The sequence below is a fragment of the Sporosarcina sp. BP05 genome, assembly GCF_014282005.1.
Taxonomy (GTDB): domain Bacteria; phylum Bacillota; class Bacilli; order Bacillales_A; family Planococcaceae; genus Sporosarcina.
Map to the genome: position 1 here is coordinate 17,986 of NZ_JACFTD010000005.1, position 16,573 is coordinate 34,558.

General features: G+C 40.6%; 18 protein-coding genes. 4 read left to right on the plus strand and 14 right to left on the minus strand.

The genetic code is table 11. From position 1 onward, the window contains the following. Positions 1 to 7: 7 nt before the first annotated feature. The 4 genes from H2672_RS07375 to H2672_RS07390 all read right to left on the minus strand — a co-directional run bounded on the left by H2672_RS07375 (position 8) and on the right by H2672_RS07390 (position 2,112). Positions 8 to 415 (minus strand): PadR family transcriptional regulator, encoded by a 408-nt coding sequence (locus H2672_RS07375; protein ID WP_186670674.1) that lies wholly within the window; start codon positions 413 to 415, stop codon positions 8 to 10. A gap of 3 nt (positions 416 to 418) precedes the next feature. Further along, a complete protein-coding gene (locus H2672_RS07380; protein ID WP_186670675.1) occupies positions 419 to 952 on the minus strand; it encodes a sigma-70 family RNA polymerase sigma factor in 534 nt (177 codons plus the stop codon). A 251-nt stretch (positions 953 to 1,203) separates the two neighbouring features. Next, positions 1,204 to 1,446, minus strand: a complete 243-nt coding sequence (locus H2672_RS07385) for a hypothetical protein (protein ID WP_186670676.1) — start codon at positions 1,444 to 1,446, stop codon at positions 1,204 to 1,206. Between the two features lie 156 nt (positions 1,447 to 1,602). After that, complete coding sequence (locus tag H2672_RS07390) at positions 1,603 to 2,112, minus strand: GrpB family protein (RefSeq protein WP_186670677.1); 510 nt, start codon at positions 2,110 to 2,112, stop codon at positions 1,603 to 1,605. 814 nt (positions 2,113 to 2,926) lie between these two features. Between H2672_RS07390 and H2672_RS07395 the strand changes: the two genes are divergently transcribed. Together H2672_RS07395 and H2672_RS07400 are read left to right on the plus strand one after the other, a co-directional pair. Next, the gene (locus H2672_RS07395; protein WP_186670678.1) at positions 2,927 to 3,247 is read left to right on the plus strand and encodes a transposase; all 321 of its coding nucleotides are present in this window, start codon (positions 2,927 to 2,929) and stop codon (positions 3,245 to 3,247) included. Positions 3,248 to 3,294: 47 nt separating this feature from the next. Beyond that, positions 3,295 to 4,113: an IS3 family transposase gene (locus H2672_RS07400; RefSeq protein WP_370569616.1), complete on the plus strand. Its 819-nt coding sequence runs from the start codon at positions 3,295 to 3,297 to the stop codon at positions 4,111 to 4,113. Positions 4,114 to 4,170: 57 nt separating this feature from the next. Here the strand turns inward: H2672_RS07400 and H2672_RS07405 are convergent, their stop codons facing one another. The 5 genes from H2672_RS07405 to H2672_RS07425 form a co-directional block, all read right to left on the minus strand. Then, positions 4,171 to 5,202 (minus strand): S66 family peptidase, encoded by a 1,032-nt coding sequence (locus H2672_RS07405; RefSeq protein WP_186670680.1) that lies wholly within the window; start codon positions 5,200 to 5,202, stop codon positions 4,171 to 4,173. 129 nt (positions 5,203 to 5,331) lie between these two features. After that, positions 5,332 to 7,743 (minus strand): heavy metal translocating P-type ATPase, encoded by a 2,412-nt coding sequence (locus H2672_RS07410; RefSeq protein WP_186670681.1) that lies wholly within the window; start codon positions 7,741 to 7,743, stop codon positions 5,332 to 5,334. Positions 7,744 to 7,863: 120 nt separating this feature from the next. Then, entirely contained in the window at positions 7,864 to 8,064 is a 201-nt protein-coding gene (gene copZ, locus H2672_RS07415; protein ID WP_186670682.1) for a copper chaperone CopZ, read from the minus strand. A gap of 75 nt (positions 8,065 to 8,139) precedes the next feature. Further along, positions 8,140 to 8,427 carry a metal-sensitive transcriptional regulator gene (locus H2672_RS07420; protein WP_186670683.1) on the minus strand — a complete coding sequence of 96 codons (288 nt, stop codon included), beginning with the start codon at positions 8,425 to 8,427 and terminating at the stop codon, positions 8,140 to 8,142. A 307-nt stretch (positions 8,428 to 8,734) separates the two neighbouring features. Next, entirely contained in the window at positions 8,735 to 9,181 is a 447-nt protein-coding gene (locus H2672_RS07425) for a GatB/YqeY domain-containing protein (RefSeq protein ID WP_186670684.1), read from the minus strand. Positions 9,182 to 9,543: 362 nt separating this feature from the next. On the opposite strand from H2672_RS07425, the gene namA reads away from it, so the two are divergent. Then, the gene (gene namA / locus H2672_RS07430) at positions 9,544 to 10,563 is read left to right on the plus strand and encodes an NADPH dehydrogenase NamA (protein WP_186670685.1); all 1,020 of its coding nucleotides are present in this window, start codon (positions 9,544 to 9,546) and stop codon (positions 10,561 to 10,563) included. A gap of 180 nt (positions 10,564 to 10,743) precedes the next feature. Here namA and H2672_RS07435 read toward each other — a convergent pair whose 3' ends face one another. After that, positions 10,744 to 11,820 (minus strand): alpha/beta fold hydrolase, encoded by a 1,077-nt coding sequence (locus H2672_RS07435; protein WP_186670686.1) that lies wholly within the window; start codon positions 11,818 to 11,820, stop codon positions 10,744 to 10,746. A gap of 164 nt (positions 11,821 to 11,984) precedes the next feature. Between H2672_RS07435 and H2672_RS07440 the strand changes: the two genes are divergently transcribed. After that, positions 11,985 to 12,461, plus strand: coding sequence for a YbaK/EbsC family protein (locus H2672_RS07440; RefSeq protein WP_186670687.1), 477 nt, complete (start codon positions 11,985 to 11,987; stop codon positions 12,459 to 12,461). A gap of 139 nt (positions 12,462 to 12,600) precedes the next feature. Here H2672_RS07440 and rnz read toward each other — a convergent pair whose 3' ends face one another. The 4 genes from rnz to H2672_RS07460 form a co-directional block, all read right to left on the minus strand. Further along, positions 12,601 to 13,539 (minus strand): ribonuclease Z, encoded by a 939-nt coding sequence (gene rnz, locus H2672_RS07445; RefSeq protein ID WP_186670688.1) that lies wholly within the window; start codon positions 13,537 to 13,539, stop codon positions 12,601 to 12,603. A gap of 16 nt (positions 13,540 to 13,555) precedes the next feature. Next, positions 13,556 to 14,740, minus strand: coding sequence for a DNA polymerase IV (locus tag H2672_RS07450; protein ID WP_186670689.1), 1,185 nt, complete (start codon positions 14,738 to 14,740; stop codon positions 13,556 to 13,558). A 219-nt stretch (positions 14,741 to 14,959) separates the two neighbouring features. Then, complete coding sequence (locus tag H2672_RS07455) at positions 14,960 to 15,436, minus strand: chemotaxis protein CheW (protein WP_186670690.1); 477 nt, start codon at positions 15,434 to 15,436, stop codon at positions 14,960 to 14,962. A 15-nt stretch (positions 15,437 to 15,451) separates the two neighbouring features. Then, the gene (locus H2672_RS07460) at positions 15,452 to 16,573 is read right to left on the minus strand and encodes a M20/M25/M40 family metallo-hydrolase (RefSeq protein WP_186670691.1); all 1,122 of its coding nucleotides are present in this window, start codon (positions 16,571 to 16,573) and stop codon (positions 15,452 to 15,454) included.

Sequence of the window (16,573 nt, forward strand, 5' to 3'; positions counted from 1 at the left end):
TTGTCTGTCACCCCTCCACTAATCCCTTCCAGGTAAACCGTTTAGTTGTAGCCTGTTGCTCTGTTTTTCGTAATAACTTCTTACCTTTATTGTTTAATTGATAATATTTAACAGTCAACTCATTCCAGCCGATTTGCAAGCAATCGTCCTGTTCTAGCTGATGCAACAAGACATATAAGCTTCCTTCATTGTCCTCAAATTTCCGAATTCCCCGTCCGCGTAAGAAATTCACCAATTCATAGCCCGTTTTTTCTTGGACCAGAAGCTGCATAACGGCTAATAAGATTTCTTCTTTACTGCTATCACTTTTGCTTATTTTTTCTCGAATTCCCTTGCGATGTTGCTCTGAAAAATTGAGTTGGCTAAATGTAGTGTTATTCATTGAATTTTTTAGCCCTTTTAAACGATCATCCATCCCTTACTCCTCCAATCGTTCTTTAAGCAACTCCTTGGCACGTCTCAGTCTAGTTTTCACTGTATTTCCGCCCACTTCAGTGACCACTGCGATTTCTTTGATCAACAATTCCTCGTAATAAAAAAGATAAATTACTTCTCGGTATTTAATGGGCAGCGTCATGATTGCAGCGATCAAATGGTCATCCTCTTCTTGTTGGATCACGACTTCTTCAATCATTTCTTTTCTAGTACTGTTATGTGTTGGTTCATCTTCGGTAATGATGACATTCTTGTTATACCAGCTTTTCAGGAAGTCCTTGCAATGGTTAATAGCGATTCGCCACAACCATGTTCTTAACGTTGATTTGCCACTGTATGTATGAAGTGCTTTATAACATTTCACAAAGATATCCTGTGTTAGGTCCTCTGCCACCTCTTTATTACGGACATAAGTATAAACAAGTCGTAAGATGTCTTGTCCGTGCCGATTCATAATCTCATCCATTAGTACTTCCTTGTCTTCTATTTCAAACGCTCCGACGAACAATTCTTCCAAATTTACCCCTCCTCCCTTATTATTAGACGAGATGCCCTAGTAGAAGGTTTTTAAAAAGCATTGAATAATCCCACAGAAAAAACGGCAGGCAGTTGCCATACCATTTTTTCAAAAGATAGGGTGAGCATTTTTGGATTAACGTACTGAATTAATCCATCAGAAAATCAAATCCTGAATTCCATTCAAAGAGTTCATGAGAATAACTAACGGAAACAGCATAGTAAAAAAATACGACTCCCCCAGAATGCATATCAAAATTTCTCCCCCTTATGCAATTTCAAAATAAGCATGAGAATCGAAATACTACTTGCAGTAAACAAAAAACCAAAAAGATCTTTCTGCTGCTTTACTCCATAGTTCAATTCTTCAATCTCCCATAAAACATTTACAGAAAATAACAAGGTAATTGTATCCTTTTCTTCTCCAATAATATTGAATGATTTTATGGTTACACTATCTTTTTGCTGTGAAACAATATCATAACCATTCGGCAAAAATGACACCTTGTAAACAGCAAAATACGACAGACAACCCGCTATGATAATAAATAGGATGAAGTCTAAAATCTATCTGAGCTTACTTTTTACGAAGGGATCCATTATGTAGACAACCATCCTTTATGCTGCGACATTAATATCAAAGTGAAATAATCAACTATACCAACCTACTGCTGCCCGATCAATCTCTAATACTAACTGTTCCTTTCCTTTGATGTATGACTCAATATCATAGGGAAAACAATGAGACAACTGCTCTTTTAAACTACCATATTCTTGTGCAACATCTGAGTGCACCCGTAAATAATCCCGGAAAGCGAGATGACGCTCAATTTCAGGATTACCTAATCCATAAATATGGACATGATGAGTTCGATTATCTCCTCCTTTTTGGAAGTATCGACGTTCGTGTATACCATTTTCCCCCTTTGGATCATAGCCAATGGCAACCATTGCCTTGTAAAATTCATCAATTCGATTAATGTCACTCACTACCGGCATTATATCTATGACGGGCTTTGACAGCAGTCCAATTACAGCCGTGCTGCCGATATGGTGAACTTCGATAATTTCAGAACCGAAGATCTCATGCAATTTATGGGACTCTTCTTCAAAGTTTGAAACCCATTGTTCATCATAAGGCTTAACTTCAACTTTTCTCATTTAAATCCCACTTTCCGTAGTTTAATAAATCATTTTTTTCTTTTGGCTATTTTAAACGATGAGGTTTATTTTGATGAACAGTTTAAGATTTAAAATAAATGGGGCTAGTTTGTTCCTATATTTAATTATAGTTCCAGTTAGCGTAAGTTGGTTATTTCCTTCTTTCTCCCAAAAAAGCATTAAACCAATGGCCGAAATCACTCCCTTATTGCGAAAAATAAGGAATAGTAAACAATATCATGATGATTAATCCTATCCCTGCTACTAGTAAATATACTCCACTGATAGTAAAAAAAATAACTCTAAAAGTTTACTAACTCTTTTTTTTATTTTTTTCAAGCCTGCCATCCCCTTAGTCGATCAAATAGCATCACTTTATCATGGTCCCTGAAAAATTCAAAAAGTTTTTCTATTTGTGATTCTATCACTCTATCCGTAGAAAGGTATGGTATATTATGTTCATTGAAAAACTGAATCCCCCTCGTACATTCCACCCCTTATTTACCATTGTAACCTAATTAAATTAAATACTGGAATTAATCAAACACTCCAATCCCCTTTAATGAAAAAAGAGCTACCGACCAAATAAACTGATCAGCAACTCTTTTTCCCAATATAAAAACTCCATCTGCTATTTACCCACCGCTTTCCATTGCCCTTAAATACTCTGTCCTAATGAATTTGTGAAGCTTTTCTAGCTTTGCCTATGCTTCATCAAACAAAGGTCGAGTTTTACGAGTACCACTGCTCGCCCCCCCTATAATAGACAAGTGATATAATTATCTAACTAGCCTGTCTGAAGGGGAGACTTTTTATGAATCTTGAAAACAAAAAAACACATCGCCAAAGTCATCCTAAACATAAACTCTATGCAGTGAAAGAAGTTCTAGAAAATAATAGGCATAAAAAAGAGGTAGCTGCTGAATTAGGCGTTTCCTTGGGTACGATTATCAATTGGATTAAACAATATGAATCACCAGAAATAAAACCGTTACAACCCCTGATTGTTGGGGATACACCTGAACTAAAAAACGAACTGAAACGTTTACGGGATATCGAAAAGCAGTACAAAGACCAACAATTGGAGATTGAAATTCTAAAAAAGTTCCTTGCCTTTCTCAAGGAGAACGAATAAGTAAACGATATGAAGCCATATCCGCCTTGAGAGGGGAATATACAGTTGTGATTTTATGCAAGGCGCTAGGCATAGTCAGAAGTGGCTATTATGACTACTTAAAGCGTCCTATAAAAACTATTTCCGACCGTGATATCAAAGACGTGAAGGCGATTCAACACCTCTACGACGCGCATTTCGGTACTTATGGTGCAAAGCGTATAGCTGGAGAATTGCGTACTAAAAATCACATTGTTAACCATAAGCGTGTCTCAAACCTGATGAAGGAAATGAATATTAAATCTAAAATTCGAGTTAAGAAATCCAAAAAAGAAGAGAAAATAAAGAGCGCGGGTTTCGTTCCTCCCAACCTTCTTGAACGCCATTTTGACGCTACGCTACCGAACCGTAAATGGGTGACAGATATGTCAGAGCTCGTTGTTAATAAAGTAAAGTTCTATTTCTCGGCTATTATGGATCTATACAACCGTGAGATCATTGCCTTCGTTATCAGTGATAGCCCGAATCTTAAGCTGATTGAAGATACACTTTATGCGGCTATGGAGACAAGAAGCTTAACAGATTTAAAAAACATTCTTATCCATTCCGATCAAGGAAGTGTCTATCGTTCTTTTAATCATCACCAATTATCCAAAAAACTAGGCTTTATACCAAGTATGTCACGGAAGGCAAACTGCTGGGACAACGCCGTCATAGAGAGCTTCTTCTCCCATCTCAAAACAGAATTCCCACATCAGTTCCCGGTCAATTCAGCAGAACAGGTGATGGAGGATTTACCGAATTTTATCAAGTACTTTAACAACGACCGTAGCCAAAAACGACTTGGTTATTTGACGCCGACTTCATTTATGAACGCGGCTATTTAAGTGATTTAACGAACAATTATACACTGTCCGTTATTAAGGGGCTTGACCACACTTACCTCACTCCACCCCACTCTCTAAAATTGCGAAAGTCCCCTTATCACAATTTATCCTTGCCATCACTCCATAGGGCAAGACAAACTTTGGTTCTGTGTGGCCGAAATTCAAATTATATAGAATCGGTAAATCCTCCAAGCCATACTCACTCATGACCTGTTGAATGACTTCTTTATAGGATTCATAATATTTCTCGTCCTGTGGTTTTCCAAAAATGATCCCATTTGCCATTTGCAGAATACCTTGCGCAGCATAATTACGTAGCCAATATTTTATAAAACTAGGTTCCGGCTTTTCCTCCGATGTTTCGAAGAAAAGAATGGAGTCCTTCCAATGCTTCTGTTCTGGCCAAATCTCTGTACCTTTCGCAAACTCTAGTACTTCGATACACCCACCAATTAATCTTCCTTGTACAACACCTGAGCCTTGAAGCACTTCATATCCAGCGTTTTTCTGCATTGTACGCCGTCTATTCTTATTCCTTTCATGCCACTCTAAACGTTCACTTGTCCATTTTTTAGCAGGCTTAATTTTACCAATAACTTCATCAGAAAAAAGTATCCGCTTCAACATATCGACTGTATAGGAATCCATCTCGACGTTTTCAGCGAAATCGGTTAAAATTGCTGGACCATAAAAAGAAGAGAGCCCAGCTTTGTGGCAAAACAAATGAGTAATCGTCACATCGGAATAGCCCATGAATATTTTCGGATTTTTACGTATTACGTCAAAATCAATATAAGGCAGTAAACGAATACTATCTTCCCCGCCAAGATTCGCGAATATTCCTTTAACGCTCTTATCCTTAAATGCCGTCATCAGATCCTCTGCACGAGCCTGTGGATGCTTATAAAGGTACTCTGATCCTTTCAAACTATTCGGCATCGGAATGACCTCAAGGCCAAAAATATTTTCTAGTCTTTTTACTCCTTGGTCATAGCGCCATCTAAGTCCCGGATCACCTGCTCCTCCATAAGAAGGACTTACTGTGGCAACTTTATCCCCTGGTTGCAATTTCTTTGGTTTTATTAGCAAACTAATCCCCACCTTCCCCTGTTGTTATCAGTCTATGCGAAATTTCGATCAATGTCAGCTTCAATCAATGAAATTTTCCCTACTATTAAAACGAAAGCCATGCAGAATTCCCGCATGGCTTCCTTCCTTTTACAATTTAACTTTTTGCAAACGCAATGCATTCAATACAACAGACACCGAACTGAAAGCCATCGCTGCACCCGCAACCCAAGGTGCTAATAAACCAATTGCCGCAATTGGAATTCCGATTGTGTTGTAGAAGAATGCGAAGAATAGGTTTTGCTTAATATTGCGCATCGTTTTGTGACTCATAATAATCGCATCAGCTACACTATTTAGGTCTCCACGCATCAGTGCAATATCTGCTGCCTCAATCGCAATGTCTGTACCCGTTCCGACAGCCATTCCAATATTTGCCATCGCAAGTGCCGGTGCATCATTGATACCATCCCCAACCATTGCTACCTTTCTACCTTGGTCTTGCAATTTTTTAATCTCTGCACTTTTCTGTTCGGGTAATACTTCTGCAATGACATAGTAGAGCTCAACTTGACGAGCAATTGCTTCCGCAGTTCGTTGGTTATCGCCTGTTAGCATGATCACTTCCAGGCCCAATGCCTTCAATCTGGCAATAGCATCTTTTGACGTATCCTTCACTGTATCCGCGACTGCCACGACACCTGCAAGTTTATGATCCACTGCAATCAGCATCGCTGTTTTCCCTTCACTTTCAAGCCTTTCCATAGTAGCATTCGAACCCAAAATAGTAACCTTATAATCGTTCATCAATTTTCTAGTACCGACTAACACTTCTTTACCACTAACAATAGCCCGTATTCCATAGCCTGGCAGTGCTTCAAAATCAGTCACGTCAAGTAATGATAACCCTTTTTCTTTGACGCCCAAGACAATGGCTTGCGCCAAAGGATGTTCGGATTGATTTTCAGCTGTTGCAACTAGTTGCAGCACTTCATCTTCTGTAAAGCCCGCTGTTACTGTAATGTCTGTTAACGCAGGTTGACCTTTTGTCACTGTTCCTGTTTTATCCAACACCACTGTGTCAATTGAGCGGGTATTTTCCAAATGTTCTCCGCCTTTAAAAAGTAAGCCCAATTCAGCTGCTCTTCCTGTTCCCGCCATAATCGATGTCGGTGTTGCCAGACCTAGCGCACATGGACAAGCAATAACAAGAATAGAAATCGTTGGAATCAATGCCGAACGGAAATCGCCTGGTGTTACAATGAAAAACCAAATTAGGAACGTTGCAACCGCAATAACGACAACAACCGGTACAAAGATACCTGAAATTCTGTCAGCTAAACGTTGGATTTCAGCTTTTGAACCTTGTGCTTCCTCCACCACTTTTACAATTTGTGCTAATGCTGTATCTTTCCCAACTTTTGTCGCTTTGATTTGCAATGAACCGTTCTTATTGATAGTTGCGCCAATGACATTATCACCCGCAACTTTATCAACTGGAATACTTTCTCCTGTAATCATCGATTCGTCGATGGCCGAACGTCCTTCAATAATTACCCCATCCACGGGAATCTTTTCACCTGGCTTCACAAGAATTCTATCGCCCGCAATAACTTCTTCAATCGGCAGTTCAATTTCAACGCCGTCTCTTAGAACTCTCGCAGTTTTCGCTTGTAAACCTAGCAACTTTTGAATCGCCTGACTCGTTTTCCCTTTTGCACGAACTTCAAATAACTTACCAAGGACGATTAATGTAATGATGACAGCTGACGCTTCAAAATACAGCTCGGGGCTTCCAACTTTCCCAGTATTCATCCATTCAATCGATAAATAAAGGCTATAGAAGTATGCCGCGCTTGTACCCAGTGCAACCAATACGTCCATGTTCGCACTTTTATTACGAAGTGAATTATACGCACCTTTATAAAACTGAGCGCCAATAATAAATTGAACAGGCGTCGCAAATGCAAGCTGAAGCCACGGATTCATTAGAATATGGGGCATATAAATAAATGATAAAAACTCAAAATGCGCCACCATTGTCCATAGTAATGGAATCGTCAAAATCAGTGAAAGGATGAACTTTTTCTCTTGCTTTTTGATTTCCTGTTCCTTGTGATCCATTTTGTCTTTGCTATCTTGTTTTGGAATTAATTCATAGCCCATTTTCTTAACGGCCGTAATCATCTCAGTTGTTTCAACTTGTTTACTATCATATTCGACTGCAATTGTTTCTAGCGCAAAGTTAACACTAGCGTTGGAAACACCATCCATCTTACCAATTCGTTTTTCAATTCTCGTCGCACATGCCGCACAGGTCATACCTGAAATGTCAAAAGCTACTTTTTCTTGAACGACACTGTAACCGAGTTTTTCGACTCTTTCCCTAAATTCATTGACATTCGTTTTAGCTGTGTTGAAGACGATTGTTGAGCGTTCCAAAGCAAAGTTAACATTGACTTTCTCAACACCCTCTATTTTTGAGAGCCCTTTTTCAATGCGATTTGCACATGCTGCACAAGTCATGCCAGTAATTCGTAACGTTTTTTCTGCTGTAGCCATTTGTCTCTCCTCCGATACTCGGCAGGGGTATAAATTTTTCAAAAAGAAGGATCATACCTAAAAGTATAATCGTTTCTACTGCTATATACCCCCACGTGGTGTAAGCAGAAAGTCTATTCGTTAAGCTAGGTCGTAGCCTTGCTCTTCAATCGTTTCTTTGATTTGCGCAAATGTGGTTGCATTGTCAAATTCTACCGAAACTTCTTTATTGCCAAGATCTACTTTGACTGTTGAAACACCAGTAAGATCCCCGACGCTCGTTTCGATTGAATTAACACAATGATTACATGACATGCCTTCTACTTTTAAAGTTTCTTTCATATTAAAACCTCCTGTTTTAGTTATTCCCCTAAACTTACTATACCCCCGATAGGTATGTCAAGTGAGGTTTATTTTTTACTTCGTCATTGTTTTCATAACGTCCATCAATTCTTTAATAGCCGCATCACCATTCTGACCTTTAATGGCATTCACTACACAGTGATGTGTATGATCTTCTAACAGGGCTAAAGAAACCTTGTTCATGGCCGATTGAATCGCGCTAATCTGATGCAAAATATCGACACAATAGCGATCATTCTCGACCATTTGATGAACGCCTCTTACTTGTCCTTCGACACGTTTTAATCGATTAAGAAGTTGTTGCTTATTGGGCTGGACTGTTGTTTTCGTTATTTCCTCCATGATTTCGCCTCCTTAAGCAGGTACATATACCCCGTACCCCTATGCTAGCATTTTACTTGGAGTGGGTCAACGAGTTCAATTTTTAGGTTGTAACACCAAAACGATGCACGAATTTAAAATACGCACCGTAACTCAATTTTCCGTCGTTAATAAAGGATAAAGGTTGAATTATGATGATCCAGTATTCAGACTATTAAAGTTAAATGAAAGGCACCAAATATTGATATGGTCGCCTTTCTATTAACTTTATACAATTGTGGTCTATTGTCCAACTAGTGTTTCGCACAGTGCTACCTGATTATTTATACTACAACAACATTTTTACAACTTTGCTGATTAAACCGCCTTCAGCTTTGCCTTTTAGTTCAGACATCGCAAGTCCCATCACTTTGCCCATATCTTGCTTACCGGAAAAACCATTCGATTCGATAATATTATTTATAATTGTTTTAACTTCATCTTCGCTAAGCTGCGTAGGTAGATATAATGTAAGAAACTGAATTCGATTTTCAAGATTAATTATCATCTCATCCTTATTAGATTGTTTCGCATACATCAGAGACTCCTGAGTTTGCTTAATTTCCGTTTGAACGATCTGCATAATTTCCTCATCGCTAAGCTCTTTACCATCATTTTTATCAATTTCTTTTTTTTGAATCGTACTTAAAACTAAACGAATACTTGTTAATTCTTCTTTGTTTTTCGCTTTCATGGCTTCTTTCATTGAATCCTTTAGTTGTTGTTTAAGCGTCATTTAAAAAACTCCCTCTTCTAATTCATTTTCTACCTATTCCTATTTATAATTATATCCTACATTCATTACATTTGAAAAAATAACGAAGTGTACCTGTATTTGTTCAAAAGACAAGTGATTCATAATTCTTGATCGCCTCATTTTCCATACTTGAATTTCTCTAATGTGTCAGATGAATCATATAATTAAAATGATACATCAATAGCTTTTCAATTTTACCAATACCATTTAATTTCAAGTAGAATGGTACCAATACAATTCCAAACTGTGTTAATGCCAGGCACCCTCCCAAGTCGGGACCCCTGCCTTATACTCCCGCCTTTGATATACTAATCGTGTTAAACATTAAGGGGGTTAAGAACATGGCAATGTTATTTGAACCATTTACAATACGCGATGTTGAATTTAAAAACCGTATCGTTATGTCGCCGATGTGTATGTATTCGAGCCATAACGAAGACGGAATGATTGAGGATTGGCATAAGACTCATTACGCCACACGTGCAGTCGGTCAAGTTGGCTTGATTATCGTTGAGGCGACAGCCGTACAACCTGCGGGGCGTATTTCTGCACAAGATCTTGGCATCTGGAGCGATGAACATATTGAAGGCTTAACAGAAGTGGTCCGTCTTATGCAACAGCATGGTGCGAAAGCGGGTATCCAGCTCGCACATGCCGGACGAAAAGCGACAGTTGACGGCGATATCTATGCACCTTCAGCAATTGCATTTAATGACAAGTATAAATCACCTGTTGAAATGACTATAGACGATATAAAAACGACTGTCCAAGCATTCAAAGAAGGTGCAATTCGAGCGAAGAAAGCCGGGTTCGACGTAATTGAACTCCATGGTGCACATGGCTATCTTATTAATGAATTCCTGTCTCCATTATCAAATAAACGGACGGATGATTACGGTGGTACTGCAGAAAACCGCTATCGCATGTTACATGAAATTATCGACGCAGTACGCACCGTTTGGGAGGGTCCCCTTTTCGTCCGAATATCCGCGCATGATTACACTGACGGGGGCATGACGTCCATTGCATACGTCGAAATGGCGAAGTGGATGAAAGAGCAAGGCATCGATCTAATTGATGTTAGTTCTGGAGCGGTCGTTCCAGCCGCAATTGATGCATTCCCTGGCTATCAAGTGAAGTTTTCGGAAACAATTAAAGAAGGCGCCGATATAGCAACAGCTGCCGTTGGCTTGATCACTACTGGTATCCAAGCAGAAGAAATCTTGAAAAATGGCCGTGCCGATATGATTTTGCTGGCTCGCGAACTATTGCGTGACCCGTACTGGGCCTATACAGCGGCAAAAGACCTTCGTGTTGAGATTCAGTCACCGAAACAGTATGAGCGAGGCTGGATGTTTTAAAGAACAAAAGCGCAAGCGCCTGTTCAGCCCCGACAGAAGCGACTCGAGTGGCTAGGCGCTGGAGTCTAGACGAAAAATCACTACGTTACAACTTATCCACAGTATGAGATTTTATAATTTCTTAGACAACAAAAAACGCAGTAGCGCTACCCCTTATAGGGAGTAGCACTACTGCGTTTTTTAGTGTGACGCTACTAGAGCCTTCTCTTTAATGGCGATCATTAGCGTATGGAATTTATCTATCTCTTCGAAATGTGGGAAGTGAGCAGATTCCTCGAACCATATAAACTGTTTGTCAGGCGCGCTCAACTTTTTATAGTAGTTGTAAGCATCTTCAGATGGCGTAATATAATCATATCTTCCCATGCATAGGTAAACAGGAACGCTTAAAGCGGGGACGGTTTTAAAAAAATTAGAATACTGAATTTGAGGCAGTATTGCATTTTTCGACAACCGGCTACCGAATGCCATGCGTATTCCATCTGTCCAGGTATATTCAGGTGCCAGTAATATCCCTTTAATCAGTTCTTTCTGTGTATGACTGTTGCGTTCGGCTCCTCCAAAATCAGTAATCCACTTCTGTTCTAGCCTTGTAACTTTACTATAATGCTTATAAGGGGGTGGTCCAATGCTTTCAAGCTCTTTTATCGCTTCAGCATTGTTTCGTTTTATTGCTTCATCAAGTGCAAATTGATACGACAAATGATCACCGAACGGAGCATCTGCAACTTGTCCTATACCTATATAAGCATAGAAATGCTCAGGAAATTGTTGAACTGTCAATGTTGCTAACATACTCCCCCAAGAATGCCCGACTATAAAAATTTTGGGTTGGTTAAATTTATGTTCCAGGTACTTTGTTAGTTCGAGTGTGTCTTCAACTAGATTGTCGATTTGTAAATCTTCATGAGTTAGATTCCAATGATAAGACTTTCCAGAACCCCGTTGATCCCAATTGACGACGATGAAATCCTTTTCCAAATCCCTTTGATATTGTCGTGCATAAGCGATTTGAGAGTAGCCTGGTCCGCCATGAAGGAATAATAAAATAGGATTACGCTGATCATTTCCGCGAATAAGGACCGACTGTCTAATACCGCCGAGTTCAATTTGTTCAAGCGTAGAGACACTATTTGGCAGCAGTGCTCTGCTTTCATCTCTAATTCGAGGAGTCCAAGACGGAAAAATAAACGCAAGGATGGGTAGGCATAAGAAAAACAATACGTATCGGAAACGTTTGCGTTTAATAATTTTCATGATGAGACAATCACTCTTTCCATTAATTGCAGTACTCTAACTATACACTTTTAGTATAGCGCATAAACGTTCTTTATTAATGAATCCAATAAATATGAAGGAAAAGGCTATAACCTTGTAGAATATTGCCTATTAAACAAAAATGCTTGAAAGGGTTGGAATCTATGCAGAACGTAACGACAAGTGTTCAGCAAGTCCAGGAGAAACTACTGGAATTAGGACATCCAAACGAGGTGGTCAAATTGACGGACAGCGCTAGGACTGCTCAAGAAGCGGCGGATGCCTTGGGGTGTGGGGTCGCGCAGATTGCTAAATCAATTATTTTCAAACTAAAAAACACAAACCAGCCGCTATTGGTCGTTGCAAGTGGGGTCAATCGTATTGATGAGAAACTAGTTGCTCAAATACTAAATGACAAACTAGGTAAAGCCGATGCTGATTTTGTCCGTGAATCCACTGGATTTGTTATTGGCGGTGTTCCTCCATTAGGGCATAAAAAACGCATACTAACCTTAATTGACGAAGACCTTTTCCAGTATGACACTATCTGGGCTGCTGCTGGACACCCAAAAGCCGTGTTTCAATTAACACCAGATGAATTGGAGAGAATGACAAAAGGACAAGTTGTTTCTGTGAACTAATGTTTGATAAATAAACTAAACCCGATTCTCCCAGCAGTGGGTAAAATCGGGTTATTACTAACTTATTTTTGACGAAAGCATTGCGCTATTCAAGTAGTTATAACGGACGGAAACAACCTTAATAACTCCAATTGTCCATTTAGTCTCGAATAACTTCGCCGTTTTTCCATTCGAAACGTGAGAAGTCATCCGCGATATGGAGTGCAGGGAAAATGGCTTCCCCTTGTTTCTGCAATTGCGCCACGTCGCTGGGCATGAAACGCGCACTAATATGATTGGCAATAAGCGTTTTCGCTCCGGCTTCCTGCGCTACCAGTGCTGCATCACCGATTGTTGAATGGCCATATTCTTTCGCCAGATTTCCTGTATCTATATCGAATGTCGCTTCGTGAACGAGAATATCCGTGTCTCGTGCCAGTTCAACGGCCGCGGCACAATAATTGGTATCACCAAGAATTGCAACCTTAAATCCTGCCTGCGGTTCTCCGGTGACGTCTGAACTGACAACAACGCGCCCGTCCTCCAAAATAACGTCTTCTCCACTCTTCAGCTGTTTTAGTAGTGGACCATTTGGTACACCCGCTTCTTTCACCTTAGCGATGAGTAATTTTCCCGGAAGCGGCTTTTGCTCAATCCGATAACCTAAACACGGAATTATATGTTGTAATCTTTTAGCGGTTACACGATAATTGGCATCTTCGAAAACAACGCCTTCCCCGATTTCATGAACAATTAGTTCATAGTTTAAATGTGTGTTGGTCACGCGTAACGTTGTCTTCAACCATTCATCCAATCCGGAAGGCCCGTAAATGTCAAGTCGTTCCTCACCACCAAGGAATGAACGCGAGCCTATTAATCCGGGCAATCCGAAAATATGATCGCCGTGCAGATGTGTGATAAATATCTTGCCGATTTTTCGTGGTTTTAGCGATGTATGTAATAGCTGGTGTTGCGTCGCTTCTCCACAATCGAATAACCAGTACCCTTCCCCTTCGGCCGACAAATTCAAAATGACGGCTGAAGTATTACGCATTTTGGACGGCATACCCGCACCTGTCCCTAAAAATTGTAGTTCCATAACGGATATCCACCTTTCATTTCATGCCCCGCTTCACTGTTCCGGGACCGAATTTTTGTTCTAACTGCGAAAGCAAAGTATCCATTGTCTCTTCTTTCGCATGTTTTTCAAAATTATAAATGGATAGCTGTTCATGTAGTTCATCCATCATAACCACATTTGAAACAGTAATACCAAGAAGTCGAATTGGTTCGCCATCCCAATGCCTTGTAAACAAATCTGCAGCTTCTTTGTAAATATCTTGTTCTTTATAAAGAGGATTGAGGACTGTTCGGCTACGCGAATGATTACGCCAGTCGGCTGTACGTATCTGGATCATAACGACTGTACCGGCTAATTGTCTATTATCAAGACGGTTAGCTACTTTGGACGCCAGCCATTTGAAAACCCTCAGGCATTCATCCAGATCAGTTTCATCTACAGTTAATGTAGTTGAGCTGCCGAAACTTTTTCGTTCATCAGCGGCTTCAGGGTCTACAAGACGGTAGTCAATACCATTTGCACGTTGGTGTAGACTAATGCCGTGTTTTCCAAAAGAAGATTTAATGGTAATTTCATCTGTTGTTGCCAAATCCCCGATTGTGTAAAGGCCTAACTCATTCATCTTTTTCTCTGTACTCTTCCCAATTCCATGCATTTCAATAACTGGAAGCGGCCACAAGATTGACTCGATTTCCCGCTTCCGTAAAATCGTGATACCCATCGGCTTTTTCATATCGGAGGCAGTCTTTGCAAGAAACTTATTCGGCGCAATACCAATTGAACAAGGTAGGTCGAGCTCCTGTAAAAGGCGTTGTTGCATAGCGGATGCAATATTCACAGCATTGGTCAATCCGCCAATTGCCGTAATATCGATATACGCCTCATCAATTGACACCGGTTCCACAAGGTCTGTAAAGGTTCGTAACAAATCGAAAACCGCAGACGAAGCAATCCGATACTTTTCGAAGTCGGGCGGGACAATTACAAGACCGGGACATAGTCGCTTCGCCTCGCCGACGGTCATCGTCGTGTAAATGCCAAGCGCTCTCGCTTCGTAGGAACACGTCACAAGGATGCCTTTCCGTGCTTTTGGATTACCAGCAACCGCCATTGGGATACCTTTCAAGGAAGGGTCATGGGCTTGTTCAACGGATGCGAAAAAACTATTCATATCAAGATGAAGAATGACCTTTGCTTGCGATTCACCAACCGTTGTCACGACACATTCCCCTCCTTCAGTTTTATACTGCTTACGTAGAAATAAAGAATGCCATTGAATTCGCTACGGCGCTAGGGGATGTCTCACATCCTAAGCCAAGGAGCTTCGCCGCTAGTCTTAGGGCTTCGACTCCCCCTTGGGAGGCGCCTTCGCTTAGTTTAGTTATATACCAATTATAACATGCAAAAACCGGACAGATGACACTGCCCGGCCTACGCATTACTTTTCTTGTGCTAGTTGTGCTTCTACGTACTCGCCGATTTTATCCATCCCAGCAAGCGTTTCGGATAAAATCTCAGGGTCGACAAATGTAATCATTCTGTTTTCCAAATTTGCGATTGTTGTGAAATACGGTGTTCTTGAGTACGCCATAAGTCCTGAAGAAGTTAATGCACTTTCTGGTATATCAAGAATTTCTTTCGCATCCAGTACAAGGAGTCCCATGAACAAGCTTCCAGTCTGAACTACCACAACCCGTGCATCTTCGAATCCTTTTGCAGTTTTACCATAAAGAATCTGTTCAAAATCTAGAATCGGAACAAGTTCTCCACGAATCCGCATAAGTCCGAGCATATAGTCAGGTAGATGTGGAATCGGATTTACTTGTTCGAGACGCTCGATTGAAACGACAGCATCGACAGCAATCGCGTATTCCTCGTTACCACACTGGACAATAACTGCTTTTAAATCATTCATTCTATCCCCCTCCTTTTACTTATTCGCTGTTACATGGACGATTTCAAGCAAAAGTTCTGTCAGCTTGTTCAACTCTTCAACCGGCATCCGTTCATTTTTCGTGTGAATTTCTTCGTAACCGACAGCTAATGTAACTGTTGGGATACCTGCGCCGTTAAATACATTACCGTCGCTTCCACCGCCGCTCGTCATTAGCTCTGGCGTCAGTCCGATATTGTTGATGGCTGTCATCGCCGTTTGCACGACTTCTGCATCTTCTTCAAAACTAAATCCGGGATACATAAGCTGAACTTCTGTTTCAGCTGTTCCGCCCATTAGTTCAGCAGTCCGCTCAAATGTACGAATCATATGTTCGGTTTGTTCATTGAGCTTTTCTTGATTGATAGATCTTGCTTCCGCTAAAATACGCACTTCATCACAGACAATATTCGTTGCTTGTCCACCTTCAAAGCGTCCGATATTAGCAGTTGTTTCTGAGTCAATGCGACCCAGTGACATTGCAGCAATCGATTTCGCCGCGATATTGATGGCAGAAACTCCTTTTTCAGGTGCAACGCCAGCATGTGCTGTTTTGCCATGGATTGTCGTCCATAATTTCGCTTGGAACGGTGCAGAAGTTACAATGCCGCCTACTTTTTGATCACTGTCGACAGCATAGCCGTATTTCGCTGTAATCAATGACGCATCCATCTCTTTCGCGCCGACTAGGCCACTTTCTTCGCCAGCTGTAATAATGAACTGAATGTCGCCATGTGGCTTACCGCTTTCTTTCAACGTACGTACCATTTCAAATAGGGCCGCGATTCCTGCTTTATCATCTGCGCCAAGAATTGTCGTACCATCAGAATAGACATAACCGTCTTCACGCAATTCAGGTTTAATACTTTGACCTGGAACAACAGTGTCCATATGACACGTGAAATAGATTGCGTCGATGCCTTCAGCAGTCCCTTTGAGCGTCGCAATTAAGTTACCTGCACCATGTCCAGTCCGATCGTCAGAATCATCTTCCTCAACGTCAAAACCGAGAGCTTCCATTTTTAGTGTTAAAACATCTGCAATCGCGCGTTCGTTTTTCGTTTCAGAATCAATTTGTACAAGTTCAAAAAATTCTTCAAGCAGTCTTTGTTTATTCAT

What these genes read in the sequence shown, in the direction of transcription:
- H2672_RS07375 (WP_186670674.1), bottom strand. Translation starts at nt 415, where the DNA reads ATGGATGATCGTTTAAAAGGGCTAAAAAATTCAATGAATAACACTACA.
- H2672_RS07390 (WP_186670677.1), bottom strand. Translation starts at nt 2,112, where the DNA reads ATGAGAAAAGTTGAAGTTAAGCCTTATGATGAACAATGGGTTTCAAAC.
- H2672_RS07395 (WP_186670678.1), top strand. Translation starts at nt 2,927, where the DNA reads ATGAATCTTGAAAACAAAAAAACACATCGCCAAAGTCATCCTAAACAT.
- H2672_RS07410 (WP_186670681.1), bottom strand. Translation starts at nt 7,743, where the DNA reads ATGGCTACAGCAGAAAAAACGTTACGAATTACTGGCATGACTTGTGCA.
- copZ (WP_186670682.1), bottom strand. Translation starts at nt 8,064, where the DNA reads ATGAAAGAAACTTTAAAAGTAGAAGGCATGTCATGTAATCATTGTGTT.
- H2672_RS07420 (WP_186670683.1), bottom strand. Translation starts at nt 8,427, where the DNA reads ATGGAGGAAATAACGAAAACAACAGTCCAGCCCAATAAGCAACAACTT.
- H2672_RS07425 (WP_186670684.1), bottom strand. Translation starts at nt 9,181, where the DNA reads ATGACGCTTAAACAACAACTAAAGGATTCAATGAAAGAAGCCATGAAA.
- namA (WP_186670685.1), top strand. Translation starts at nt 9,544, where the DNA reads ATGGCAATGTTATTTGAACCATTTACAATACGCGATGTTGAATTTAAA.
- H2672_RS07435 (WP_186670686.1), bottom strand. Translation starts at nt 11,820, where the DNA reads ATGAAAATTATTAAACGCAAACGTTTCCGATACGTATTGTTTTTCTTA.
- H2672_RS07440 (WP_186670687.1), top strand. Translation starts at nt 11,985, where the DNA reads ATGCAGAACGTAACGACAAGTGTTCAGCAAGTCCAGGAGAAACTACTG.
- rnz (WP_186670688.1), bottom strand. Translation starts at nt 13,539, where the DNA reads ATGGAACTACAATTTTTAGGGACAGGTGCGGGTATGCCGTCCAAAATG.
- H2672_RS07455 (WP_186670690.1), bottom strand. Translation starts at nt 15,436, where the DNA reads ATGAATGATTTAAAAGCAGTTATTGTCCAGTGTGGTAACGAGGAATAC.
- H2672_RS07460 (WP_186670691.1), bottom strand. Translation starts at nt 16,573, where the DNA reads ATGAATAAACAAAGACTGCTTGAAGAATTTTTTGAACTTGTACAAATT.